The organism is Mycolicibacterium smegmatis, assembly GCF_001457595.1.
Lineage (GTDB): Bacteria > Actinomycetota > Actinomycetes > Mycobacteriales > Mycobacteriaceae > Mycobacterium > Mycobacterium smegmatis.
The window spans coordinates 5,536,472-5,559,200 of sequence record NZ_LN831039.1; the positions used below are offsets into that span (position 1 = coordinate 5,536,472).

Consider the following 22,729-nt stretch of genomic DNA (forward strand, 5'->3'; position numbering starts at 1 on the left):
TCTGCCACGCTGATGGCATGCGGATCGAGCGGTTCTGCACGCCGGACGGGGCCACGTCAGCCCCTTCCGTGCTGCGCAGCGTCGCCGCCGCCGCGTCTGCCGCAGGCCTGGCACCGCCTGCCGCACTGATCGGTGACTGGTTCGGCTCGCGTGCCGTCATCGCGCCGACCGTCACCGCGCAGCCCGCCGAACCCGACGCGGTGTTCGATGTGCCTCAGGGTTCTGCCGAGGGCACAGCCGTTGGCGGTGGCTGGTTCGGCTACCTGTCGTATCCCGATCCAGGGGCCTGCGAGAGCGCACCACGCATCCCCGAGGCCGCAGGCGGGTGGTCGGACTGCGTCCTGCGGCAGGACGCCGCAGGACAGTGGTGGTACGAAAGCCTCGGCGGTGCACCACTTCCCGCATGGCTGCGTGATCTGGAGCCCGCACCTCCCCGCCCACACATCGTCGACTGGGTGCCGCCGGATCGTGGCGCGCACCGCCGTGGCGTGCTGGCCTGCCTGGAGGCCATCGCGGCGGGCGAGGTGTATCAGGCATGCGTGTGCACCCGGTTCACCGGGCGCCTGGACGGCTCGCCGTCGGATTTCTTCGCCGACGCGGTGGCGCGCACCGCGCCTGCGCGCGCGGCGTACCTGGCGGGCGACTGGGGTGCCGTCGCTTCACTGTCACCGGAACTGTTCCTGAGCCGGCGAGGATCGTCGGTGTCGTCGAGCCCCATCAAGGGGACGCTGCCGCGCCACGCCGACCCCGCCGGACTGCGGGCGTCGGTCAAGGATGTCGCCGAGAACGTCATGATCGTGGACCTGGTGCGCAACGATCTCGGTCGCGTCGCGCGGACCGGGACGGTGACGGTGCCCGAACTCCTCGCGGTCAGACCCGCGCCGGGCGTGTGGCATCTGGTGTCGACCGTGGCGGCCGAGGTCGACCCGTGCGTGCCCATGGGCGCGCTGCTCGATGCCGCTTTCCCGCCCGCGTCGGTCACCGGCACGCCGAAGGGCCGCGCGCGTGAGCTGCTGCGCACCTGGGAGCCTGGTTTGCGTGGAATATACTGCGGGACAGTCGGTCTGGCTTCACCCGTCGCGGGCTGCGAGTTGAACGTCGCGATCCGCACCGTCGAGTTCGGCGCCGACGGATCGGCTGTGCTCGGCGTGGGCGGCGGTATCACCGCGGACTCCGACCCCGACCGCGAGTGGGAGGAATGTCTGCACAAGGCCGCCAGCATCGTGGGGCCGGTGACCGATCAGTCCCTTGAGCGCAGCACGGCGTCGTAGAGTTCGCGCTTGGACGGCGCGCCCGGGTTGTCGGCGACGACGCGCGCGCAGGCGTCCTTGACGCGCGTGCCCGCCGCGACGAGTTCCTCGACCTCGGCCACGAGCGTCGGTAGATCCGCGGTCGGCGTCGCACCCGCGAGCACCACGGTGATCTCCCCCAGCACGCCGTCGTCGGCCCAGTCCGCCAGCTCGGCCAGCGAGCCGCGCCTGATCTCCTCGTGCGTCTTGGTCAGCTCGCGGCACACCACCGCGCGGCGGTCCGCTCCGAGCGCGTCGACCGCGTCGCGCAGCGTCTCGGCGAGCCGGCGCGGGGATTCGAAGAACACGCACGTGCGCATCTCGTGGGCCAGCGTCTGAAGCCATGTCATGCGGGCGGCGTGTTTGCGTGGTGCGAAGCCCTCGAAGCAGAAGCGATCCGACGCCAGGCCCGACACCGCGAGTGCCGTCGTCACCGCCGACGGTCCCGGTAGGCAGCTGACCGGAAGGCCCGCCTCGGCGCACGCCGCGACGAGCCGATAGCCCGGATCGTTGATCAGCGGCATGCCCGCGTCGCTGACCACCAGCACGGTCGCGCCCGCCCGGATCTCCTCGACCAGCCCGGGCACCCGGCTCGCCTCGTTCTGGTCGAAGAAGCTCAGCACCCGCCCGGTCGGTGTCACCTCGAGCGCCTGCGCGAGCGACCGGATGCGCCTGGTGTCCTCGGCGGCGACGATGTCGGCGTCTCTCAAGGCCCTGACCAGCCGCGCCGACGCATCGGAAGGCTGGCCCAACGGCGTCGCGCCGATCAGCAGTTTGCCGAGTGTCACGACCGACAGCCTACGATCGCTTGCGTGACCGCCCTCGACACCGATACGCCGACGGCTGGTCGCTCGGCTCCACTGATCAGTCCCGGTCCCGTGATCCCGCCCCCCGATTTCGGTCCGCTGGACCGCGCGCAGGGCTGGGCGATGACGGCCATCATCACTGCTCTGGCCGCGATCACCCGGTTCTTGAACCTGGGGTCGCCCACCGATGCCGGCACGCCGATCTTCGACGAGAAGCACTACGCGCCGCAGGCCTGGCAGGTGCTGCACAACCACGGTGTCGAGGACAATCCCGGCTACGGGCTGGTGGTGCACCCGCCCGTCGGCAAGCAGTTGATCGCCATCGGCGAGTGGCTGTTCGGTTACAACGGCCTGGGCTGGCGGTTCTCGGGCGCGGTGTGCGGCGTCATCATCGTGATGCTGGTGACCCGCATCGCGCGGCGCATCAGCCGCTCGACGCTGGTCGGCGCGATCGCCGGGTTGTTGATCATCGCCGACGGGGTCAGCTTCGTGTCATCGCGCACAGCGCTGCTCGACGTGTTCCTGGTGATGTTCGCGGTCGCGGCGTTCGCGTGCCTCATGGTCGACCGCGACCAGGTGCGCGAACGGATGTACCACGCGTTTCTCGACGGCCGTATCGCCGAGACCCGCTGGGGTACCCGGCTCGGTGTGCGCTGGTGGCGTTTCGGTGCGGGCGTGCTGCTGGGCCTGGCGTGCGCGACGAAGTGGTCCGGGCTGTACTTCGTGTTGTTCTTCGGCGTCATGACGCTCGTGTTCGACGCCATCGCGCGCAAGCAGTACCACGTGCCGCATCCGTGGCGGGGGATGCTGAGACGCGATCTGGGACCTGCCGCATACGTCTTCGGGCTGATCCCGTTCGCGGTGTACCTGGCGTCGTACGCGCCGTGGTTCGCCTCCGAGACCGCCGTCAACCGCTACGAGGTCGGGCGCTCCATCGGGCCGGACAGCATCCTGCCCATCCCCGACGCACTGCGCTCGCTGTGGCACTACACCCATGCCGCCTACCGCTTCCACTCGAACCTGACCAACGCCGACGGCAATCACCACCCGTGGGAGTCGAAGCCGTGGACGTGGCCGATGTCGCTGCGACCCGTGCTGTACGCGATCGACAACCAGGACGTGCCCGGCTGCGGCGCGCAGTCCTGCGTCAAGGCCGTGATGCTCGTCGGCACGCCCGCCATGTGGTTCATCGCGGTGCCGGTGCTCGGCTGGGCGCTGTGGCGGACCGTGGTGCGACGTGACTGGCGTTACGGCGCGGTGCTCGTCGGGTACATGGCCGGGTTCCTGCCGTGGTTCGCCGACATCGATCGCCAGATGTACTTCTTCTACGCCACGGTAATGGCGCCGTTCCTCGTGCTCGCGATCGCGCTGATCCTCGGCGACATCCTCTACAAACCCAACCAGAACCCCGAACGCCGCACACTCGGCCTGCTGACGGTGTGTTTCTATGTCGCGCTGGTGATCACGAACTTCGCCTGGATGTACCCGATCCTGACGGGCCTGCCGATCTCACAGACCACCTGGAACCTGCAGATCTGGTTGCCGAGCTGGCGCTAGCTTCTGTTTGTTCCGGCGTCCTCCCCTATCAGTAGTTCTGTATTGGTTCCCGTCCTCGAAACGGACACCATGGTCGTGAATTCTCGGCGAAACCGTGACACCACAGCCCTGAGGTCGCACTCGACGACGGGACGCTGACAAGTGGTACTGACCCGTAACCCGCGGTGCATCACTGCGAAAACCTAGGTCGCCCACCAGTAGTTCCGTTTTTGGTTCCCGCCCTCGAGATGCACACCATGGTCGTGAATTCTCGGCGAAACCGTGAAACCACAGCCATGAGGTCACACTCGACGACGGGACGCCGACAAGTCGTTGTCCACAGGCCACCTCTCCCGACATGCGCCACGGCCCGATGATGTCGGTGCCGCCCCGGACGATGCCCGCATGTACCCATTCATCGGCACCGAGGCCATCGCGGCAGGTGAGCTCACCCGCGGTCAGTTGCGGTGGAACTACACAGCGATTCACCCGAACGTGTATGTGGCAAAAGACGTCCGCCGATTTCTCAGCACCTACGCCTCGGCCGCGTGGCTGTGGACAGGCCGGACGGGAATCATCGCCGGGGAGGCTGCTGCCGGGCTGTACGGCGTGCGGGGTATCGATCCCGAAACACCTATCGAGATGATCGGCAGGCGCCGCCGCGAACGCCGTGGGGTGATCATCCGCGAGGAACGCATCGATCCCGCGGAAGTCAGCACCGTCATGAATCTTCCCGTGACGTCACCTGCCCGCACTGCGCTGGATCTGGGACGTCGACTACCGCGAAGCCGCGCCCTCGCGCACCTGGATGCGCTTGCGGGAATCACCGGGGTGACCATCGACGAGGTTCTGGCCCTCGCCGACACGTATGCGGGGGCGCGCGGTGTGCGGCAGGCCCGCGACATCGTCGAATTGATGGACGGCGGTGCGCAGTCGGCGCGGGAGACACAGGTGCGCCTGATCCTCCTCGACGCCGGGCTACCGAAGCCGAAGACGAGTCTGGTTCTCGCAGATGACGACTGGGAGACCTTCGTGCCGATGGGCTGGCCCGACGCCAAGGTCGCGGTGGTCATCGACGACGACCCCGACACCTCGGAGTGCGGGATGGTGGTCAACGCCGCGCACGATGAGTGTCTGCAGCGGTTGGGCTGGTTTCGCGTGCGGGTGGTACCGCGTCACTCACCACGCTCGATCCTCTACCGCGTGCGGCGAGCGTTGATGAGGCGGGGTGCCCTGTACCCCTACAACGGGTCCCTCGCGGCCGGACAGGACATACAGCGCGGTCCGCCACGGCCGGTCCCGAGCTCCGACGCCGGGATCGCCAGCACCTCGATACCCGAATCCTGAAGCCGGGCATTGGTCACCGAATTGCGTTCATAGGCCACGACGACACCAGGGGCCAAGGCAAGGGTGTTGTTGCCGTCGTCCCACTGCTCGCGTTCGGCCGTCACGGGATCCAGGCCCGTATCGATCACGCGCAGTTTGTCGATGCCCATGGCCTCTGCCGCGGCGTCCACGAACCGCTGGGCGTCGCTGATGTGCACGCCGCCGGCGTCGTGGCGAATGGTGAACGCCGACAACGAATCGACGATGTTGGGGTACATCACCACGGCGTCGACGTCGACCATCGTGCACACGGTGTCCAGGTGCATCTGCGCACGCTCCTGCGCGATGGGCACCGCGAGCACGGTGTGTGCGAGCGCGTCGTCGAACAGGCTGCGCGCCAACGCTTCCGCACCGGCGGGCGTCGTGCGCTCCCCCACCCCGACCGCGACGACGCCGGGGGCGAGCAGCAGCACGTCACCGCCCTCGACCGGGGCGGAACGGGACTCGTAGGCACGTCGAACGCCGAGGAACCGCGGGTGGTGGGCGTAGATGACGTCGGTCAGCGAGGTCTCGCGGTGCCGGGCGGGCAACGCCAGCGACGTGATCGCGACGCGCGGCCCGATCCAGAACGACGAGTCGCGGGTGAACAACAGGTTGGGCAGCGGGTCGATCACGAAGTCGCCGCCGTGGTGCATGCGGCGCACAAGAGAGAGTTCCTTGCCGCTGAACGGCAGCTCGTTGAACGTCATCCCCGCGATCAGGACGTGCGCCAGGGCCGCGGGTTCGAGTGTGCGCAGATGCGCCGAGAGTTCCTGCGCCAACGGCACACCGAGCCGGCGCGCGTCCACGGCCGCGGAGATGCCGTGCATGCGGGCTGCCCCGCTGTGGGCCAGTGCCTCGGTGAGCAGATCCGCCACCAGCAGCACCTCGACGCCGCGGGAGCGCAGCATCTCGGCGAACTGATCGTGTTCCTCCTGGGCCTTGGACACCCACGGCAGACCGTCGAACAGCAGGGCGTCGTTGTTGCGTGGCGTCAGGCGTTTGAGTTCGGGGCCCGGCCGATGCAGGATCGCGACGCGCAGCGTGCCCACCTCGGAGTCGACACCCAACACGACATCAGTCACGTTAGAACGGTAACCCCATTTTCACCTGAAGTAAGGTTTAGGTGTCATGGACATGCACGAACTGACCCCAGGTGAGCTCGCTCAGCGCAGTGGCGTCGCGGTGTCGGCTCTGCACTTCTACGAGCGCGAAGGTCTCATCACGAGCCGTCGCACATCCGGCAACCAGCGCCGCTACGCCCGCGAGACGCTGCGCCGCGTGGCGTTCATCCGGATGTCCCAGCGTCTCGGCATACCGCTGTCCCGCATCCGCGAGGCACTGTCGACGCTGCCCAACGACCGCGTGCCCACCAGCAAGGACTGGGCACGCCTGTCGGCGGGTTGGCGCCAGGACCTCGACGACCGGATCATGCATCTGCAACGCTTGCGCGACAACCTGACTGGCTGCATCGGCTGCGGCTGCCTGAGCCTCAAGACGTGTCAGCTGACCAATCCGGGAGATGTCCTGGCCGAACGCGGACCGGGCGCCGCACGCCTCTGACACATCGAACGTGTGTGCGATACACTCGCGCGCATGGAGCTGGCGGTGCAAGGCTCGTTGTTCGAGCATGCCGAACGTCGCCCGCTGGGCAATGGCGCCTGGATCGAGCTGCGTTCGGGCTGGTTGGCTGACGCCGATTCGCTGTTCGAAGAGCTCATGGACACCATCCCGTGGCGTGCCGAGCAACGCGAGATGTACGACCGCGTGGTCGACGTGCCACGGCTGGTCAGCTTCCACAATCTGGTCGATGAGCCCGCGCCGCACCCGCGCCTCAAGCAGATCCGCCGCAGGCTCAACGACACCTACGGCCGCGAACTCGGCGAACCGTTCACCACAGCCGGGCTGTGCCTGTACCGCGACGGCGACGACAGTGTGGCCTGGCACGGCGACACGATCGGCCGCAGCCGCACCCGCGACACCATGGTGGCGATCGTGAGTCTGGGCGCGACACGGGTTTTCGCGCTACGTCCCCGCGGTGGCGGTCATGCCCTGCGCCTGCAGCAGCAACACGGCGATCTGCTGGTGATGGGCGGATCGTGTCAGCGCACGTGGGAGCACTCGGTCCCGAAGACCAGCAGGCTGATCGGGCCGCGGATCAGCATCCAGTTCCGCCCGCACAACGTCCGCTGACGCGTCCCCGCACTTATCCCCGGACCGCGGCCACGGCCGCCGAAAGCAGTTCACGGGCACGTTCCGTGTCGACCTTGGCCACGGGCTTGTCGGGCAGCACCAGCGGGTTGGCGGTCACGATCACCATGTAGTTGTCGAAGCTCGCGACATAGTTGTAGAGCTCACCGGTGCGCGGCTGCCCCTGGATCATCGTCTGGATGATGCGGTGCGTACCGACCGTGCGGGCGTCGTCTATCTGCGGCGATTCGACGACGTCGACCTGCCCGCGCGCGCCTGTCCCGAGGAACTTCACGCGCTTGCACTCGTCACCGGGATCGCTCAGCGGGACGGGCTCCGAGGTCTCCACGGCCATCACGATGAACCGGTTGCCCTCACCCTCGGCCGCGGTCGCGGCCATGTTGCCCTGCAGTCCCGGCGGAAACTGTTGTCCCTCGGCGAACTTCGCGCAGTCGGCGGGCTCGAACTTCACGCCCTCGGGCAACTTCTGCGGTGACAGCAGCTTCGGGTCGATACCGGTGGGCGCGACCTCGCTGACCTTGAACTCGGGGCCGAACGACGATTTCAGCTGAGCCACCTTGGCGATGTCGGCGTCGGGATACGCCGGCCCGTCCGAACTGCAGCCTGCGAGCGCCATGGCAGACGCCATCAGGCCCGAGGTGACGAGTGCCAGGGTGCGGGTGGGGTTGGACATCGCGGGTAAATGTACCCGGCGCACGCGGTTCAGCCCCGTAACGCCGACACGGTTTTCACCAGTAACGCGGCCGCGAAGCCGGCGTCGAGCGCGGGGTTCGGCGATCCCGGATCGGTGATGACGGTGACCGCGCAGCGGTGGTGCTCCGACTCGGCCGCGAAGGTGTCGGCGCGGCTCTGCGTCTCGGTGCCGCCTTCGACGACGGTCACGATGGTCGCGGACATGCCCGCGGTCCGCGCTCCGTCGATCGCAGGCGCGTCCAGGCGCGTCACGGTCGCGGTGGAGTGCCCGCCCGTCACGGTCCACACGCCGCACTCGGCGTCCTGGATCGGCGCGGTGACATCAGCGACGACGGCGTAGACGATGCCGCCCGGGCCGGACGCGGTCCAGCCCCGCGCACTCGCGGGATCGACGGCGCCGAGCGCGGCCTGGCCACATTCCGGTGGCGCGGCGCCCCAGCCCGCACCGAAGCCCCACTGTGAGACCGGGTCGACACGGCCGTCCAACCCGCTGACCTCGTAGCCGGGCGGTAGGTCGTAGCGCACCCGGTCGATTCTGGCCGGGTCGACCGGCCCGCGGGCGCTGGTCGGACGCGGCGCAGACGACGCGGCGGGTGGGGCCTGCTCGCCGCAGGCCGCGATGACGGGCGCCGCAGCGATGCACATCGCGACGGCCACCGCACAGAGGCGCACGGCGCGTTGATACCACACGAGTTGCTACCCGGAAGAGTCCTTGCGCACATGTCGCGCGTCAATTTCGGCGAGGTGCCGCACGGAACCGGAGCACAGTGAACTAGGGTGCGGGCCATGTGCACTCGGGTTCTGTGGAACAGCAACAAGTTGGCCGTGTTGAGCGGACGCAGCATGGACTGGCCGGAGTCGACCGAACCGCTCATCGTGGCGTTTGCGAGCGGACGCGACCGTGACGGCGGGCTGCTGGCGGGTCATCCGGTGATCCCGGAGAATCCCCTGCGCTGGACCAGTCGCCACGCGAGCCTGGCGACCACGGTGTACGGCCTGGGAACCGTCGACGGCATCAATGCCGCGGGCCTCGGCGTCCACGCGCTGTACCTCAAGTCGACCGATGTCGGCCCACGCAATCCGGACCTGCCCGGCCTGCACACGGGCCTGTGGGCGCAGTACCTGCTGGACCAGGCCGCCACTGTCGAAGAGGCGCTCGCGCTCATGCAGGACGTCCAGTTGGTCATGGTCGGCGCCCGCGGGCGCGAGGCCACGCTGCACCTCGCCATCGAAGACGCCACGGGCGACTCGGCGATCCTGGAGCTCGAGGCAGGCAAGCTCGCGGTGCACCACGGCAGGCAGTTCACGCTGATGACCAACGACCCCACCTACGACGAGCAACTCGCACTGCTGGCCAAGCAGGACTTCTCGCATCCCACGCGTGAACTGCCGCTGCCCGGCAATGTCAACCCCGTCGACCGGTTCCAGCGCGCGGCCTACTACTCCGCGCTGCTGCCCGAGCCGACGGGCATCCGGCAAGGCGTCGCGAGCGTCATGGCGATCATGCGCAACGTCTCGGTGCCGTTCGGCGCGCCCTACGGTGAATTCGGCGTCTACAACACCGAATACCGCACGGTGAGCGACCTGACCCACAAGCTGTACTTCTTCGAACTCAGCACCAGCCCCAGCGTCATCTGGGTCGAATTCGACCATCTCGAACTGCCCGCAGCCGGGCAGGCCGTCGCGATCGACCCCTACGACGAGACCCTCACCGGAAACGTCACGGACCGCTTCACGCCGCGCGAACTCGCGTTCTGATCACGCGGCGTCGTCCGCTCGGGCCGCGGGCTTGTCCGCGTTGTCCGTGTCCTTGTTCCCAGCCGCCGGGCCGGCGTCGTGCGACGACGCCGGTTTCGGGCGCTTGGGGGTCAGGGCGCTCAACAACCGCTTGAGCGGGCGGTCGCCGGTGGCCTTGCGGATCGTGGGGAGCTTGGGTGCGTCGAAACTGATGGGTCCGCGCACCTTGGGCCGCAACGGTTTCGGTGATGCCTTCTTGGTGTCGGCGACGGGCGTCTCGTCCTCGACCGCGGGTTCGTCCTCGACGACGGGCTCGGGTTCCGCAGCGGGCTTCGCCAGATCCTTGCGCTCGGTCTTCTCGACGACGGTCGTGTGCGACGACACAGGCAGCGTGGGCTTGGCGAGTGAGATCACGCCCGCGGGAAGACCTTTCAGTTCGGTGTCCTCGCCGCCGACACCGAAAACACCCGACGGTTGGGTGCCCAGTGGCCGGCCGTGCCCGAGTTCTTCCATGGCGTCGTCGACACCGACCGGGATGGCTGCGATGAAGTTCCGGGTGAGCGTGATCGGGTTGACGATCGGGATCAGACGGGCCGGCGTCGGCGCACCGGGAGCGATGTCGCGGCGGTAACCCGCCTCAACCAGCACGCGCAGGGGTTCGTCGACCGCGAGCAGGATGGGTCGTGGCACGCCGATGGTCTCCAACGGCATGAGCAGCGGCATGATGTCGGTGCCGATGACGAAATACTCGGTGTCGCCGGTGCTTCCGACCGGAACCAGGTCGGGCCTGTCGAGTTCCGGATAGGTGGGGTGCAGCACCGCGATCCCCGCCACGGCGTTGGCGAGCGCCAGGACGTTGAGTGGATAGACGGGGAAGTCGGACCAGCCGTCGTGCACGAACGAGATGCTCTTGGTGTCGAAGGCGTACCCGTCACTGTCGGTGCGGGTGGCGCCGTCGAACGTCACCCCGAGGATCGGGATGTGCCATCCGGGAAAGCGCGCCATCACGCCGCCGTTTCCCTTCGCAACGTCGGACACCAGCACGTAGTTGATGTCGACGGCGTAGTCGCCGTCGGCGATGCGTCTGTTCTTGTCCGCCGTGAGAATCCGCGTGCTCGACGAGTACCCGAGGATCACCAGCGGACTTCCGAAATGTCCCTCTTTGGCCATCTCCGCCTGCAGTGCGGCCAGGCCCGCGACGGTCGATTCGTCGAAACTCATGGAACCGTAGACAGGCCAGAAGTTCTGGGGCGTGTGCACGGCGTAGCGGTACTCGCCGGGGAACTCGGCACCGATGTAGTTGTCGGTCTGCCCATTGACGTATTCCGGTGGCGGAGCAGGGGTTCCGGTGCCACCGATGACCAGCGCGCGCGGATGGCTGAGCAGTAGATGCGCCGCGGTGGACATGGATGTGGACACGCACAGCACAACCACTGCGACAAAGACCAGAAATGCTGCACTCAGCGAATGAAGCAGGCGCCCCACCCTCGACCCCTCCCCGACGGGACTGCATATCCACGGCAACACGACGGCACCCCGTGAGAGTTATCGCCGAACTCGATACGGCGCGCGCTGACCAGGATCTTGCCTGAAACCGGCGGTCAAGAAAAGCCGGAAACGGAACCGCGAGAGCAATCTTTGCATCCGCAAACAAGTTTCGTTGAAAACGCAACCGAAACAAGATCATGCAATTCTGGCAAACATAATCGCCGTGTCGCCGTATCATCTGCTTACGCCACTTACGGGTGTGCCAATTCCCCTACCGACGGGAGCCCCCCGATGATCACGACATTTCGATCGGGCGGAGCAGTTCTGGCCGCCTGCGCGCTCGCGACGGCGCTGTCCGCGTGCGGATCCGACGTGACGGCCGGGCAGGCCACGACCGGGGACCAGACGACATCCGCGACGAGCACGGCGGCGCAGACCTCTGCGAAGGCCGCCCCCGAGCCGATAGCCGAAGGTACGTCCGGTCCTCACTACACGATCGTCGACTACATCCGCGACAACGGGATCACCGAAACGCCCGTGCACCGCGGCGATCCGGGCACGCCGGTGCTCGACATCCCGATTCCGCCGGGGTGGGCCGACGCAGGTCCGGACACACCCGAATGGGCATGGTCGGCGATGGTGTCGACCGATCCCGCGTTCGCCGACGACCCGCCGATGATCATCGCGCTCATGTCACGGCTCACCGGTGATGTGGACCCGGCCAAGATCCTCGAATACGCGCCGAACGAGATCAAGAACCTGCCCGGTTACGACGGCGAGGGCAGCGAAGGTACCGCCGACGAACTCAGCGGTTTCGACGCCTACCAGATCGGCGGCATGTACGTCCGGGACGGTCAGCAACGGTTGATCGCCCAGAAGACCGTGGTGATCCCCGGACAGGACGGGCTGTACGTGTTGCAACTCAATGCCGACGGCACCGAGGATCAGCTCGGCACACTGCTGGACGCGACGTCGGTCATCGACGAGAAGACCGTCATCACACCCTGATTCGTGATTCAGGCCCGAGAAAAAGCCGAGGCCTCCGCGATCTGCTCGGCCGTGGGGCGCACCCCGGTGTAGCGCTCGAACTGTTCGGCGGCCTGCAGCGCGATCACCTCGGCTCCGGTGATGACGGGCTTGCCCGCGGACCGGGCCGCCACGATCAGCGGGGTCTCGGCGGGCATGGCGACGACGTCGAACACCACGGCCGCCGCCTCTACGGTGCCGGGTTCGAACGCGCTGAGTTGCGCCTCGGGCCCGCCGGCCATCCCGATGGGCGTCACGTTGACCAGGATCGCCGCGGTGCGCTCGGCGACCTCAGGCGTGTACTCGTAGCCGAGCCGGGACGCGAGTGCGGCTCCGGTGTCGCGGTTGCGCGCGACGATGGTCCCACGGCGAAAGCCGTTGTCGCGGAAGGCCGCCGCCACCGCGTTGGCCATGCCTCCACTGCCCCGGATCAGCACCGGGTCGTCCTCGGCGAGCCCGTGCTGTTCGATGAGCGCCTGCACCGCGATGTAGTCGGTGTTCGACGCGACCAGGTATCCGCCCGGCACCGAAAGGTCGTTCACGATGGTGTTGACCGCATCGATCGCCCGCGCCGACGGTTCGATCTCGTCGACGAGCGCCATGACATCCTGCTTGAACGGCATCGACACCGAGCAGCCGCGGATGCCCAAGGCACGCACACCGCCGATCGCCGCGGCGATGTCGGTGGTGCTGAACGCCTTGTACAGGAAGTCGAGCCCGAGTTTGTCGTAGAGATAATTGTGGAAGCGCGTGCCGTGGTTGCTCGGCCGCGCGGCCAGCGAGATGCAGACCTTGGTGTCTTTGTTGATTGGTGGCCGCCTGTTGTCCGCCCCACTCACTGGCTCACCGCCCGGATCACCTTTCGCGTGGCGTCGCGGATCTGGTCGATCAATTCAGGTTCGAACGGCACCGTGTCGACCGGCGGCACGTCCACCTCCGTCATCACCACCCCGAGATCCTCTCGCACCCACACCGCCCCCAGCCGATCCATGATCTTGCGCATCGCCATGTTGTCGGTGAGGACCCTTGCGTTGAAACGTTGCACTCCAACGTAATTGGCGGAGACGATCAGAGCACCCATCAAGAAGCTGCCGATGCCCCGGCCCTGGTAGTCGTCGCCGACAGTGAACGCGACCTCCGCCATGGTCGCGTTGTGCCCCTCGCGGACGAACCGGGCGTCGGCGATCACGGGCCCCAGCGCCCCCTCGGTCATCACCCAGACGAAGTGGTCGGCGTAGTCGACCTCGAACAGGTACTCGAGCAGTGCCCTGGTGGGTTTACGTACCGACTGGAAACGCCGGTACAGCGTCTCGCTGGAGAACTCCACGGGGCCGTTGAGTGTGCGTTCCACGTCGCCGGGAAGCACCGGCCGTAGATAGAACCACTCGCCGGTGCGCACCTGCACCGGGATCGGCGTGATGAACGCCGCCAGCCGCTGACGGGCGATGCGCACGAGCCGGTCGAACATGCCGGGCAGGTGCAGGATCGTGTCGAACGCGTCCCGGTCCCCCACCCAGCCGATGACCGGTTCGGCCGCCACCACCGTCGCGGTGCGCGGCGCGTCGCGCAGCAGCGCGATCTCGCCGATGATGAGGCCCGGCTCAATGTCGAGGACGATCGGCGGGCCGTCGGCGACCGCATGGCTCACCTGGACGCGGCCCGACTCGATCAGCATGAAGGTCAACGCGGGGTCGCCCTGCCGGATCAGCACCTGACCGGGCTCGGCCTTGAGGGGACGCAGCTGGGTGGCCAGCGGTTCGAGCGCGGACGGTCGGCAACCTGTGAAGAACTCAAGGGCCGCCAGATCGGCGGCGCGAACCTCGGTCAGTTCCGCCACATTCCCAGGCTACGACGTGGCTTCTCCGCCGGTCAGACCTTGGCGATTCCGTCCACGACACGCGCCAGACGGCCTAGGCTGCGCGGGTCGCAACCGGCAGGCAAAGCCACCCAGGTGTCGCCCGAACGGACGACAGCTATCGCGGGAGTTTCGGGACCGCTACTCTGCCGCGAACACAACTGGACGCCGTCGGCCACCGATTTTCCGGGCCCCGGCGGGGTCAGCTCCCGAACATGATTTCGTCGAGCTCGAGAGCCTTCATCTCGAGCCTCTGCCCCAGATAGATGTCGGCCTGCACCAGCCTCTCGGCGTGCCAGCGAATGTCTTCGGCATGCTCACGCGAGGCCGTGAAACGCTTCGCCATCGTCGCGACATCTATTCGCCGGGTGTCACGGACGGACAGGTCCTCACCGACGCGAAATCCGTCGGCCTCAGCCGCGGCGATCGCCTCGAGAACCTGGTTCACCGACCGCCGGATGTCGCGGCTGCCGTCCTCGGCGATGTTGGCGGCCTCGCGCTGGATGTCACCCTGCTGCCGCACGAGCGCCGCGTCGGCCGTCACCCGCTCGAGTGCGACCTCGCCGGCATTTCCCGACCACTCGCTTCCGCCGGGAGCGGCGACATTCTGCCGATGCCACTCGAACAGTTCCTCCGACTGTGCGGCCATCTGACGCCAGCGCATGGCGGCGTCATCGAGATGGCTTGTGTCCCAATTTTCTATCTGGGAACGCGTGGGTATGGCGCCGGGGCTTCCGGCGGTGTGGGTGGTGCTCACATCAACTCCGCCATACCCCCAGCAGAGTCTTCGTCGGCAGTTTCGAAGAGAAGCGCGCCGGCGAGCATGTCGGCCGCCTGAGCGTTGATCCGGGTGGACTGGCGGGCCCGTGCCGCCGTGATGGCAGCGTCCATCGCCGACACACCCGCGTGGGTCGGGCTGTCGGCGCCCACGCCGACATGGCCGACCGTCAATTCAGCTGCGATCAACTCACTGCTGACCGCACCCGCTCTGAGCCCGCCCGAATCGACTCTCAGATCGCTTGCCATTGCAATCCCCCAACTGGCCAATCTGCTCAAGGCAATCTACATCGGGAATCGTCTGTCCTCTACAACGGGGGACGATTGATTTCGTTTCCTTCCGCCCGAATGTCGGCGAATATCGCACATCGCAGATCGCTTGCCTGAGGCGGCTTTTGAGCGCCCCTCCAATGAATTTACTTACACTTCCGTCAGTTACACGTGTACCAGCAGTTCTGGCAAAGAATTCCAACGGTTCTGCGCTAATGATCAACCTTTGTCCCACACGAAATCAGCAAATTGCTGCGATACAAACCGCACATGCTCATACGCTGTGACTTAGCTCGCATTGTGCCGGTTTCGTGCCACGTCACGACCGATTGGCGGGTCGTTGCCGGACGGGTGGCTACGGATTCCGACGTACGTTCGTATGACATGCCGCGAACATCTCTCCAGCCGCTTTATTCGTATGACTTTTTCACCGACGCCGAGAGTGCAGATTCATACGCCTCCCGCGGCTTGTTGCGTATGAAACTGCACGGTCAGCGGATTTTTTGGGGCGGTAACCCCAACCGGCCCGGGCGCGTCGGATCCACTTGGGTCGCAAGAGCATCGATGACACCAGATGTCCCACTTGCCCCAACCGGGAGAACTGCCCCGATCACCATTCAGACACACCGGCCCCTGTGGCAACATGGTGGCCCGCTCGGCGATGCGGCCGGCGGGGAAGGCGGCACAGTGTCGGGTCACCAGCCGGGTCATCCCGTGCGCGGTGTGGCCGCGTCGCTCGGCGCATCGGCATTGTTCGGGCTGATCTTCTACATCTCCGGTGTCGTCGACGCACCGTCGGAGATGGTGTTCGGCTGTCGGATCCTGGTCACCTTCGGCTGTTACGCCGTGCTCCTGCTGCATCCGACCGCGCGCGCGGCGCTCGCCGCATACTGGGCCGCGCTGCGAGCCGCGCGCTGGAACCCCGCCCTGCTCGCCGGATTGTCACTGCTCGTGGGCCTTCAGCTGTGGCTGTTCATCTGGGGCCCCATGCACGGCCACGCGTTGAGCATCTCGCTGGGGTATCTGCTGCTGCCGATCGTGCTGGTGCTCGCCGGCCGGTTCGTGTTGTCCGCACATGTGACGACCGCTCAGTGGGTGGCCGTGGCCATCGCAGGTGTGGCCGTCGCGTCCAAGATCTCCCTGTCCCCGGACGTCTCGTGGACCACGTTCGCGGTGTGCCTCGGATACCCGCTGTACTTCGTCATCCGCCGACGCGCGGGTCTGGACGGGCCCGCGGCGTTCGGTGTGGAGATGGCGGTCCTGGGACCCGTCGCGATCGCCCTCGTCGCGCTCGCCGACACGTCGGGCGTGAGCCCGTCCGGATACGCCGGGGTGGCCGCCGTGGCATTCGCGGGCGCGGCGGGCATGGCCGCGTTCCTCGCGGCGTCGCGGCTCCTCACGCTGCCGGTTTTCGGGCTGCTCGGGTACAGCGAACCGGTGCTGCTGGTGGGAGTCGCGATACTCCTCGGCGAGCGGATCCAGGCTCCCGATCTCGTGGTGTACGCGATGCTCGCCGTCGCGCTGGCGATCCTGGCGACCGACGGATTCCGCACCGCACGCCGGGCCGGCACCACCGTGCACAGTCGTTCAAGACAACCCGAGGACTGCGTGACTACAACGGGGTGAGCGGCCGCCGGGCCGCGGCGATACCGTGTGACTCGGAAGGGCACGATCACGTGACGTCGGTGGGGTTTGTCGGTTTGGGCATCATGGGCCGGCCCATGGCTCTCAACCTGGCGTGGTCGGGAACACCACTCGTGGTGTGGAACCGCACGCTCGAACGCTGTCTGCCCGTCGAGGCCGCGGGGGCACGCGTGGCCTCACACGTCGGCGAGGTGTTCGACCGCTGCGAGACCGTGATCCTCATGCTGGCCGACGAATCCGCCATCGACGACGTCCTGGGTTGCCAGACAAGCGCTTTCGACGGTCTGGTGCGCCGTCACACGATCGTGCAGATGGGCACCGTCGACCCCGGCTATTCGCGGCGGCTCGCCGACCGGGTTGCCGGCGCCGGTGGGTGCTACGTCGAGGCGCCCGTATCGGGTTCCCGCGGCCCCGCCGAGGCCGGTGAACTGGTCGCGATGCTCGCCGGCGCACCCGAGGACTGCACGCACGTCCGTGCCATCATCGCACCCATGTGCAGAGCGGTGTTCGATTGCGGCACACCGCCACACGCACTGCTCACCAAGTTCGCGGTGAACCTGTTCATGATCGCCATGGTGACCGGACTGGCCGAGGCCTACCATTTCGCCGAGGGCCACGGCGTGGACCCGGCACTGCTCGACCGCATCCTGGATGCGAGCCCGATGGCATCGACGGTGTCGCGGGCGAAATCGGCCAAGCTCGCGCGCCGGGATTTCGAGGTGCAGGCCGGTCTCGCCGACGTCCACAAGAACACCGATCTGATCACCCGAGCCGCACGCTCGCGCGGGATCGCCTCCCCGGTGCTCGACGCGTGCCATGCGCTCTACGGCGAGGCCGTCGCGCTCGGCCACCTGACCGAGGACATGGCCGCGGTGATCCACGCCGTCCGTGCTCGAACCGCCGCCGCGTGAGGACGCGCTCGCCCGCGCCGCTGGTCGGTCTGTGCGTGGTCGAGTTCCTCAGCTGGGGCATCCTGTACTACACGCTTCCGGTGATCGGGGTCCGTATCACCGCGGCGACCGGGTGGCCACCGCTGGTCGTCCCGGTCGTCTACACCACGAGCCTGTTGTGTGCGGCGTTCGCGACCCCGTGGGCGGGCCGCATGGTCGATCGCCACGGGCCGCGACCCGTGATGACGCTGGGTTCGCTGGTCGGCGCGTGCGCGCTCGTGCTGGCCGGTGTCACGGGATGGCTGCCGTTGTTCGCGGTGGCCTGGCTGGTTGTGGGTGTCGCGCAGGCAGGCACGCTGTATCCGCCCGCGTTCGCCGCGGCGACGCAGTGGTTCGGGACCGTGCGGGCCTGGCCGCTGACGGCGATCACGCTGGCCGGCGGGGTCTCGTCGACGGCGTTCGCGCCGCTCACCGCCGCGCTGAACGAAAAGCTGGGCTGGCAGACCACACTCGTGGTGCTGGGGACCGGATACGGCGTGGTGAGCACCGCGGCGGCTGCCCTGATGCTGACGTCGCGGTGGCGCCGCCCGGTGCGGGAGGGCGCCGAGCATGCCGAGTACGTGAGGCAGATCGTGCGCAGCGCACCGTTCCGCCGCAGCCGCCTCGCTCTGGCGATGACGGCCCTCGGGCTCTATGCCGTGACGCTCAACGTCATCCCGCTGCTCACCGAGCTCGGATTCGGTTATCACAGTGCGGCAATCGTGTTCGGGTTGATCGGCGTCGGGCAGGTCTTCGGCCGCGTGCTGTACTTGCCGTTGCGCCGCCTCGGCACCCCGCGGGCCCGCACCACGGCTCAGGTCGCGGCGAGCACCGCCGGAATGGGGATCCTGGCCGTCGTGACCGCTCCCCTGGCGCTGGCGGCGTCGGCCGCGATGTTCGCCGGGGCCGCGCGCGGAACCCACACCCTGTCGGTCGCCAACGCGGTCACCGACCGGTGGGGCGCGGAGTCCTACGCCACCATCCTCGGCCGGTTCCACCGCCCCGTCGCGATCGCGATGGCGCTCGGACCGGCCACGGGATCGGCAATCGCGGCCGCGCTGGGCTCCTACCGAACCGCCGCGGCGCTTTTCGCCGTCCTCGGCGGGCTTGCCATCCTGACCGCACGACGAAGCTGAATACGGGAGGAACACATGACGGTGATCGTGACCGGCGGCAGCCGGGGTATCGGTCGTCAGATCGTCGAGCGACTGGTCCGCGACGGTCACGACGTGGTGTTCACGCATTCGGATTCCGAGGCCGACGCGGCCGAGGTGGAGCGCACGTGCGGTGCGGGGGCCCGCGGTGTGCGACTCGACGTCACCGATGCCGACGCACCGGGCCGGTTGTTCGACACGGCGGAAGCCACGGGCACGGTGACGGCCCTGGTGAACAACGCGGGCGTGACCGGCCCCCTGGGACCGCTGACCGCGCTGGACGACGACGCACTGCGCCGCACCGTCGAGGTGAATCTCGTTGCGGCGGCGCGGTTGTGCCGGGAGGCCGCGCAGCGGTGGCAGCCCCGGCCTGCAGAGCGCCGCGACATCGTCAACGTGTCCTCGGTCGCGGCCCGCACCGCCTCGCCCGGAGAGTACGTCGTCTACGCCGCGACCAAGGCCGCACTCGACACGCTCACGCTGGGCCTCGCAAAAGAGCTGGGCCCTTCGGGTGTCCGCGTGAACTCCGTGCGGGCAGGCACCACCGACACCACCATCCACGCACGTGCGGGTGACCCCGACCGACCCCGACGCGTCGCGCGGCACGTCCCCCTCGGGCGGGTCGCCGAACCCGGTGAGATCGCCGCTGCCGTCGCGTGGTTGCTGTCGGCCGACGCCGCCTACGTGAGCGGGTCGGTGCTCGACGTCACCGGCGGCTTGTGACGCACCGCGCCGCTCCACGCGGCGGGTGTCAAACCGTATGCGGCCTTGAACTTGCGGGTGAAGTGCGCCTGGTCGGCGAAGCCCGCGGCGTGCGCGGCCTCGGCGAGCGCCGCTCCCCCGACGATGAGTGAGCGCGCCAACTGCAACTGGCGCATGGTCCTGAACCGGCTGGGGCTGGTACCGAACGCAGCCCGGAACTGGCGGGCCACCGACCATCGGTCCATGCCCGCGATACGTTCGACGTCGGCGGCGCGGTAACGGCGAGACGGGTTGTCCATCAGGCTTTCCCGCACCCGCGTGATCGCGGCGCGGTCCAGTCTCTGTGGGACGACGCGACCGGCACTACTGTGGGCGCTCAGCATGTCGGCGATCACGGTGACGACGTCGGTCGCGGCCAGGTCGTCGTCCTCGTCGTCGGTGCCGTCACGTTGCAGGTACCGGGTGAGCGCACGTGGCACCTTCGCACCGTCCACGATCGGATCCACGACGAACGGCAGGTGCCTGCCCGACGATTCGAAGACCAGGGCCGGGTCGACGTAGACGATGCGGTAGGCGAACCCGTCGTCGGTGCCGGGAACTCCGTCGTGCAGTTCGTCGGGATGCAGCACATGCCACTGCCCGGGAAGACACACCCGCTTGGTGCCGCGGTACGAAAAGGTCTGCACACCAGACAGAGTCATGCCGATCGCATAGGTGTCGTGGCGGTGCGGCGTGAACCCCTCGCCGCGCAGGCGGGCCTGCAACCGCTCGATGCCGGGCGCACCGCCGATCGGCGTGAAGTGCGCACCGGTCCGCATGTTCGATGCCACGAACCGATTACACCCCGAGTTGCCGCGTGGGACTCGGTCCAGTTCGCGGCATCTGGCCTGGATTTTCGAGCAGTTCCTGTGAATAGTCGGCAGCGTCCCGTCGCCGAGCCCGACCTCATGGCTGTGATTTCGGAGCTTCAGCTTGAAATCACGACCGTGGTGTCCGTATCGCGGACGGGACCCGATCAAGAAACACAAAAGGCAGGTCAGTCGCCTGACCTGCCATCTTGTGGAGCTAAGGGGAATCGAACCCCTGACCTACTCGATGCGAACGAGTCGCGCTACCAACTGCGCCATAGCCCCTTGTGCCGGAACGAAAGGCTACCAGCCGGAGGCCCGAGATATGAAACCGGGCCTCCGACATCCGCCTTACTGGCCCGAAGCCCGTGGTAGATCGTATTCGCGGGCGAACGTCGTGTACTCCAGGTGCTCGAAGATCGGGTCCTCGTCGTCGATGTCGAGCACCACCGCGCCGGGACGCCGCAGCCGCGCCGGCACGACGTCGAGCTTGCGATCGTCGGTGTTCTCCACACCGAGCCGCGAGCGACGCAGCCGCTGCGCACGACGGCGCCGCAACTGCTCCTCGATGCGCGTCTGCCTGCGCAGATACGCCAGGTACAGCACGGTCAACGTCGCCGTGGTGCCGCACACCCACCAGGCCGTGGGCGTCACCAGGAACGCCGCGGCGGCCGAGGCCACGAGGATCAACGCGAACAGGGCGAGCACCCGCTTGCGGAACCGGTACTTGCGCTCGCTCACCTGGGCCGCGGTCTTGGACTCCATGCGCCGCTGCCGCGATGAGCTCATCGCCGCGGCCGGTGCCTCGTCCTCGGCGGTCTCCGGCTCGGTCTCGGGCTCCTCCAGACCCGACGAGTCGGCGACGTACTCGTATTCGTGGGCCGCGAGATCGGACTGGTCGTCGGCGGTGTCGTCCTCGTCGACAGGCGCCGCGGGCTCGTCGGCTTCTTCGGGCTCTTCGGCGACCTCCGCGACGGGCTCTGGCTCCTCCACCGCCTCATCGGCCTCGTCGCCGGCCTCGTCGCCGGCCTCGTCGAGGTCGAGCGAAAGCTGGTCGGTCTGCGCGTCGTCGGCGGGCTCGACCTCCTCGACCACCTCGACGTCCTCGATCTCGGGGGCGTGGGTCGCGCCGAGAGGCAGCGCGCCGGAGTCCTCTTCGACGATGTCGACGTCGAGGTAGTCGGGCTCGGCGGGCTCGGTCGCGGCTGCCGCCACGACCACGGCACGCTTGGGCGGACGGGAAGGCTCGGTCTCCTCGAGCTCGGCTTCGAACTCGTCGTCGAGATGATCGGGCGTGGGACGCCAGTGCGGATCGCTGTTGTGCCCGGCCGCGGGACCCCGCCTCAACCGCTGCGCATTACGGCCGCTGTTGAGCACGCGCGTCGCCAATGCGACATCGCTCGTGCGCCGCACGGATTCGCGCTTGCTGATCAGCATCGGAACCAGCACGAAAAGCCAGAGAACGACGAGGGAGATCCACAGTAGTGATTGGGGGATGCTCGGCATGACGCCTGCTCCTTTCCCCTCCAGGCTAGGTCTGTGACCAGCGCATCCATGGGCGGCGCGCCGACCACAATTACACACCTGCAATTCACTCGATACAAGCACCAACTGTCACAGGTGTCACATCAGTAACAGCGGATGAAATTGTTTTGCTTTGAGATTGCCTACAGGGCTGTGGATTCGGGGTAATCGCGACCGTGGACGCAATCTCGACGCGCCGACACACCGGCGTGCCCGCTCAACACCATTCCGCGCGCCCGGCCGCCACGAGCCGGTGCGCTGCCGATTGCGGTAATTCCTCGGCCGTGATGGCCACCAGAAGATGATCGCGCCACGCGCCGTCGACCTCGAGGTAGCGCTTCAGCAGCCCCTCCTCGCGGAAGCCCACGTGCGCCAGCACGGCCCGGCTCGGCGTGTTCTCCGGGCGCACCGTGGCCTCGATGCGATGCAACTGCACGGCGGTGAAGCAGTGGTCGAGCCCCATCGCGAGCGCGGCCGTCGCGATACCGCCACCGGTCCTGGAGCTCGCCACCCAGTAGCCGATCCAAGCCGAGCGCAGGGCCCCGTGCGTCACGTTGCCGATGGTCAACTGCCCCACGAACTCGCCGTCCAGCTCGATCACGAACGGCAGCATGCGTCCGTGCCGCGCCTCGGCACGCAGACCCGAGCAGATCGACGGCCACGACGTAACCGCGTGGCGCACTTTCCAATCCATGCCGGTCATGGGCTCCCACGGTTCCAGGTGGTGCTGGTCGGCCAAACGGATCCGGCTCCACGCGGCCGCGTCGCGCATGCGCACCGGACGCAGCCCCACCACACCGGCAGGCACCCGCAACGGGCCCACGGTGTCCGGCCATCCCGGATGCACCGCACTCGCTCGTAAGATCCCCATCTGG

General features: G+C 67.8%; 23 protein-coding genes and 1 tRNA gene. 11 read left to right on the forward strand and 13 right to left on the reverse strand.

Annotated features, from left to right (window positions below; genetic code table 11):
• Positions 1–17 precede the first annotated feature (17 nt).
• The gene (locus tag AT701_RS26595; RefSeq protein ID WP_058126929.1) at positions 18–1,271 is read left to right on the forward strand and encodes an aminodeoxychorismate synthase component I; all 1,254 of its coding nucleotides are present in this window, start codon (positions 18–20) and stop codon (positions 1,269–1,271) included.
• On the opposite strand, the gene rsmI is transcribed toward AT701_RS26595, so the two are convergent.
• Positions 1,241–2,077, reverse strand: a complete 837-nt coding sequence (gene rsmI / locus AT701_RS26600) for a 16S rRNA (cytidine(1402)-2'-O)-methyltransferase (RefSeq protein ID WP_058126930.1) — start codon at positions 2,075–2,077, stop codon at positions 1,241–1,243. The two genes, AT701_RS26595 and rsmI, sit on opposite strands and share 31 nt — an antisense overlap.
• 24 nt (positions 2,078–2,101) lie before the next feature.
• On the opposite strand from rsmI, the gene AT701_RS26605 reads away from it, so the two are divergent.
• Both AT701_RS26605 and AT701_RS26610 read left to right on the forward strand, forming a co-directional pair.
• Entirely contained in the window at positions 2,102–3,652 is a 1,551-nt protein-coding gene (locus AT701_RS26605; RefSeq protein ID WP_058126931.1) for a dolichyl-phosphate-mannose--protein mannosyltransferase, read from the forward strand.
• A gap of 384 nt (positions 3,653–4,036) precedes the next feature.
• Complete coding sequence (locus AT701_RS26610; RefSeq protein ID WP_014878333.1) at positions 4,037–4,978, forward strand: type IV toxin-antitoxin system AbiEi family antitoxin; 942 nt, start codon at positions 4,037–4,039, stop codon at positions 4,976–4,978.
• On the opposite strand, the gene arcA is transcribed toward AT701_RS26610, so the two are convergent.
• Entirely contained in the window at positions 4,873–6,081 is a 1,209-nt protein-coding gene (gene arcA / locus AT701_RS26615) for an arginine deiminase (RefSeq protein WP_011730543.1), read from the reverse strand. The two genes, AT701_RS26610 and arcA, sit on opposite strands and share 106 nt — an antisense overlap.
• A gap of 46 nt (positions 6,082–6,127) precedes the next feature.
• Here arcA and soxR point away from each other — a divergent pair, with 46 nt between their 5' ends.
• Both soxR and AT701_RS26625 read left to right on the forward strand, forming a co-directional pair.
• Entirely contained in the window at positions 6,128–6,559 is a 432-nt protein-coding gene (soxR, locus tag AT701_RS26620; RefSeq protein ID WP_014878334.1) for a redox-sensitive transcriptional activator SoxR, read from the forward strand.
• A 33-nt stretch (positions 6,560–6,592) separates the two neighbouring features.
• The gene (locus AT701_RS26625) at positions 6,593–7,189 is read left to right on the forward strand and encodes an alpha-ketoglutarate-dependent dioxygenase AlkB (RefSeq protein WP_003896847.1); all 597 of its coding nucleotides are present in this window, start codon (positions 6,593–6,595) and stop codon (positions 7,187–7,189) included.
• Between the two features lie 13 nt (positions 7,190–7,202).
• Here AT701_RS26625 and AT701_RS26630 read toward each other — a convergent pair whose 3' ends face one another.
• Together AT701_RS26630 and AT701_RS26635 are read right to left on the reverse strand one after the other, a co-directional pair.
• Positions 7,203–7,880 (reverse strand): DUF5642 family protein, encoded by a 678-nt coding sequence (locus AT701_RS26630; RefSeq protein ID WP_058126932.1) that lies wholly within the window; start codon positions 7,878–7,880, stop codon positions 7,203–7,205.
• 29 nt (positions 7,881–7,909) lie between these two features.
• Positions 7,910–8,572: a DUF5642 family protein gene (locus AT701_RS26635; RefSeq protein ID WP_011730545.1), complete on the reverse strand. Its 663-nt coding sequence runs from the start codon at positions 8,570–8,572 to the stop codon at positions 7,910–7,912.
• A gap of 114 nt (positions 8,573–8,686) precedes the next feature.
• Between AT701_RS26635 and AT701_RS26640 the strand changes: the two genes are divergently transcribed.
• Complete coding sequence (locus AT701_RS26640) at positions 8,687–9,658, forward strand: bile salt hydrolase (protein ID WP_003896850.1); 972 nt, start codon at positions 8,687–8,689, stop codon at positions 9,656–9,658.
• On the opposite strand, the gene AT701_RS26645 is transcribed toward AT701_RS26640, so the two are convergent.
• Positions 9,659–11,056: a PE-PPE domain-containing protein gene (locus AT701_RS26645; RefSeq protein WP_233031991.1), complete on the reverse strand. Its 1,398-nt coding sequence runs from the start codon at positions 11,054–11,056 to the stop codon at positions 9,659–9,661. It abuts the gene before it with no gap.
• A gap of 360 nt (positions 11,057–11,416) precedes the next feature.
• Between AT701_RS26645 and lpqN the strand changes: the two genes are divergently transcribed.
• A complete protein-coding gene (lpqN, locus tag AT701_RS26650; RefSeq protein ID WP_058126934.1) occupies positions 11,417–12,133 on the forward strand; it encodes an envelope biogenesis lipoprotein LpqN in 717 nt (238 codons plus the stop codon).
• Between the two features lie 8 nt (positions 12,134–12,141).
• On the opposite strand, the gene AT701_RS26655 is transcribed toward lpqN, so the two are convergent.
• From AT701_RS26655 to AT701_RS26675, 4 genes are all read right to left on the reverse strand, one after another.
• Complete coding sequence (locus AT701_RS26655; protein ID WP_003896853.1) at positions 12,142–12,990, reverse strand: shikimate 5-dehydrogenase; 849 nt, start codon at positions 12,988–12,990, stop codon at positions 12,142–12,144.
• Entirely contained in the window at positions 12,987–13,988 is a 1,002-nt protein-coding gene (pat, locus tag AT701_RS26660) for an acetyltransferase Pat (protein ID WP_003896854.1), read from the reverse strand. Before pat ends, AT701_RS26655 begins: the two co-directional genes overlap by 4 nt.
• A 220-nt stretch (positions 13,989–14,208) precedes the next feature.
• Positions 14,209–14,655, reverse strand: a complete 447-nt coding sequence (locus AT701_RS26670) for a hypothetical protein (RefSeq protein ID WP_223495789.1) — start codon at positions 14,653–14,655, stop codon at positions 14,209–14,211.
• A 104-nt stretch (positions 14,656–14,759) separates the two neighbouring features.
• Positions 14,760–15,032 (reverse strand): hypothetical protein, encoded by a 273-nt coding sequence (locus AT701_RS26675; RefSeq protein WP_003896857.1) that lies wholly within the window; start codon positions 15,030–15,032, stop codon positions 14,760–14,762.
• Positions 15,033–15,740: 708 nt separating this feature from the next.
• On the opposite strand from AT701_RS26675, the gene AT701_RS26680 reads away from it, so the two are divergent.
• The 4 genes from AT701_RS26680 (at position 15,741) to AT701_RS26695 (ending at position 19,503) form a co-directional block, all read left to right on the forward strand.
• Positions 15,741–16,679, forward strand: coding sequence for an EamA family transporter (locus tag AT701_RS26680; protein WP_011730549.1), 939 nt, complete (start codon positions 15,741–15,743; stop codon positions 16,677–16,679).
• A gap of 95 nt (positions 16,680–16,774) precedes the next feature.
• Positions 16,775–17,608: an NAD(P)-dependent oxidoreductase gene (locus AT701_RS26685; protein WP_232836225.1), complete on the forward strand. Its 834-nt coding sequence runs from the start codon at positions 16,775–16,777 to the stop codon at positions 17,606–17,608.
• Positions 17,605–18,762, forward strand: coding sequence for an MFS transporter (locus AT701_RS26690; RefSeq protein WP_058126935.1), 1,158 nt, complete (start codon positions 17,605–17,607; stop codon positions 18,760–18,762). The genes AT701_RS26685 and AT701_RS26690 overlap by 4 nt, the downstream gene beginning before the upstream one ends.
• A gap of 15 nt (positions 18,763–18,777) precedes the next feature.
• Positions 18,778–19,503 carry an SDR family NAD(P)-dependent oxidoreductase gene (locus tag AT701_RS26695; protein WP_058126936.1) on the forward strand — a complete coding sequence of 242 codons (726 nt, stop codon included), beginning with the start codon at positions 18,778–18,780 and terminating at the stop codon, positions 19,501–19,503.
• Here AT701_RS26695 and AT701_RS26700 read toward each other — a convergent pair.
• From AT701_RS26700 to AT701_RS26715, 4 genes are all read right to left on the reverse strand, one after another.
• Entirely contained in the window at positions 19,461–20,312 is an 852-nt protein-coding gene (locus AT701_RS26700; RefSeq protein WP_081319591.1) for an AraC family transcriptional regulator, read from the reverse strand. The two genes, AT701_RS26695 and AT701_RS26700, sit on opposite strands and share 43 nt — an antisense overlap.
• Positions 20,313–20,542: 230 nt before the next feature.
• Positions 20,543–20,615 (reverse strand) — tRNA-Ala (locus AT701_RS26705).
• 66 nt (positions 20,616–20,681) lie between these two features.
• The gene (sepX, locus tag AT701_RS26710) at positions 20,682–21,836 is read right to left on the reverse strand and encodes a divisome protein SepX/GlpR (protein WP_011730554.1); all 1,155 of its coding nucleotides are present in this window, start codon (positions 21,834–21,836) and stop codon (positions 20,682–20,684) included.
• Positions 21,837–22,071: 235 nt separating this feature from the next.
• Positions 22,072–22,725 carry a GNAT family N-acetyltransferase gene (locus AT701_RS26715; protein ID WP_029104413.1) on the reverse strand — a complete coding sequence of 218 codons (654 nt, stop codon included), beginning with the start codon at positions 22,723–22,725 and terminating at the stop codon, positions 22,072–22,074.
• Positions 22,726–22,729: the final 4 nt, after the last annotated feature.

Excerpts from the sequence above, each read along its gene's own strand:
- sepX (WP_011730554.1), bottom strand. The coding sequence starts at position 21,836 with ATGCCGAGCATCCCCCAATCACTACTGTGGATCTCCCTCGTCGTTCTC.
- AT701_RS26630 (WP_058126932.1), bottom strand. The coding sequence starts at position 7,880 with ATGTCCAACCCCACCCGCACCCTGGCACTCGTCACCTCGGGCCTGATG.
- AT701_RS26595 (WP_058126929.1), top strand. The coding sequence starts at position 18 with ATGCGGATCGAGCGGTTCTGCACGCCGGACGGGGCCACGTCAGCCCCT.
- soxR (WP_014878334.1), top strand. The coding sequence starts at position 6,128 with ATGGACATGCACGAACTGACCCCAGGTGAGCTCGCTCAGCGCAGTGGC.
- AT701_RS26640 (WP_003896850.1), top strand. The coding sequence starts at position 8,687 with ATGTGCACTCGGGTTCTGTGGAACAGCAACAAGTTGGCCGTGTTGAGC.
- AT701_RS26610 (WP_014878333.1), top strand. The coding sequence starts at position 4,037 with ATGTACCCATTCATCGGCACCGAGGCCATCGCGGCAGGTGAGCTCACC.
- AT701_RS26685 (WP_232836225.1), top strand. The coding sequence starts at position 16,775 with ATGGCTCTCAACCTGGCGTGGTCGGGAACACCACTCGTGGTGTGGAAC.
- AT701_RS26625 (WP_003896847.1), top strand. The coding sequence starts at position 6,593 with ATGGAGCTGGCGGTGCAAGGCTCGTTGTTCGAGCATGCCGAACGTCGC.
- AT701_RS26715 (WP_029104413.1), bottom strand. The coding sequence starts at position 22,725 with ATGGGGATCTTACGAGCGAGTGCGGTGCATCCGGGATGGCCGGACACC.
- AT701_RS26695 (WP_058126936.1), top strand. The coding sequence starts at position 18,778 with ATGACGGTGATCGTGACCGGCGGCAGCCGGGGTATCGGTCGTCAGATC.
- AT701_RS26670 (WP_223495789.1), bottom strand. The coding sequence starts at position 14,655 with ATGGCCGCACAGTCGGAGGAACTGTTCGAGTGGCATCGGCAGAATGTC.
- lpqN (WP_058126934.1), top strand. The coding sequence starts at position 11,417 with ATGATCACGACATTTCGATCGGGCGGAGCAGTTCTGGCCGCCTGCGCG.
- AT701_RS26675 (WP_003896857.1), bottom strand. The coding sequence starts at position 15,032 with ATGGCAAGCGATCTGAGAGTCGATTCGGGCGGGCTCAGAGCGGGTGCG.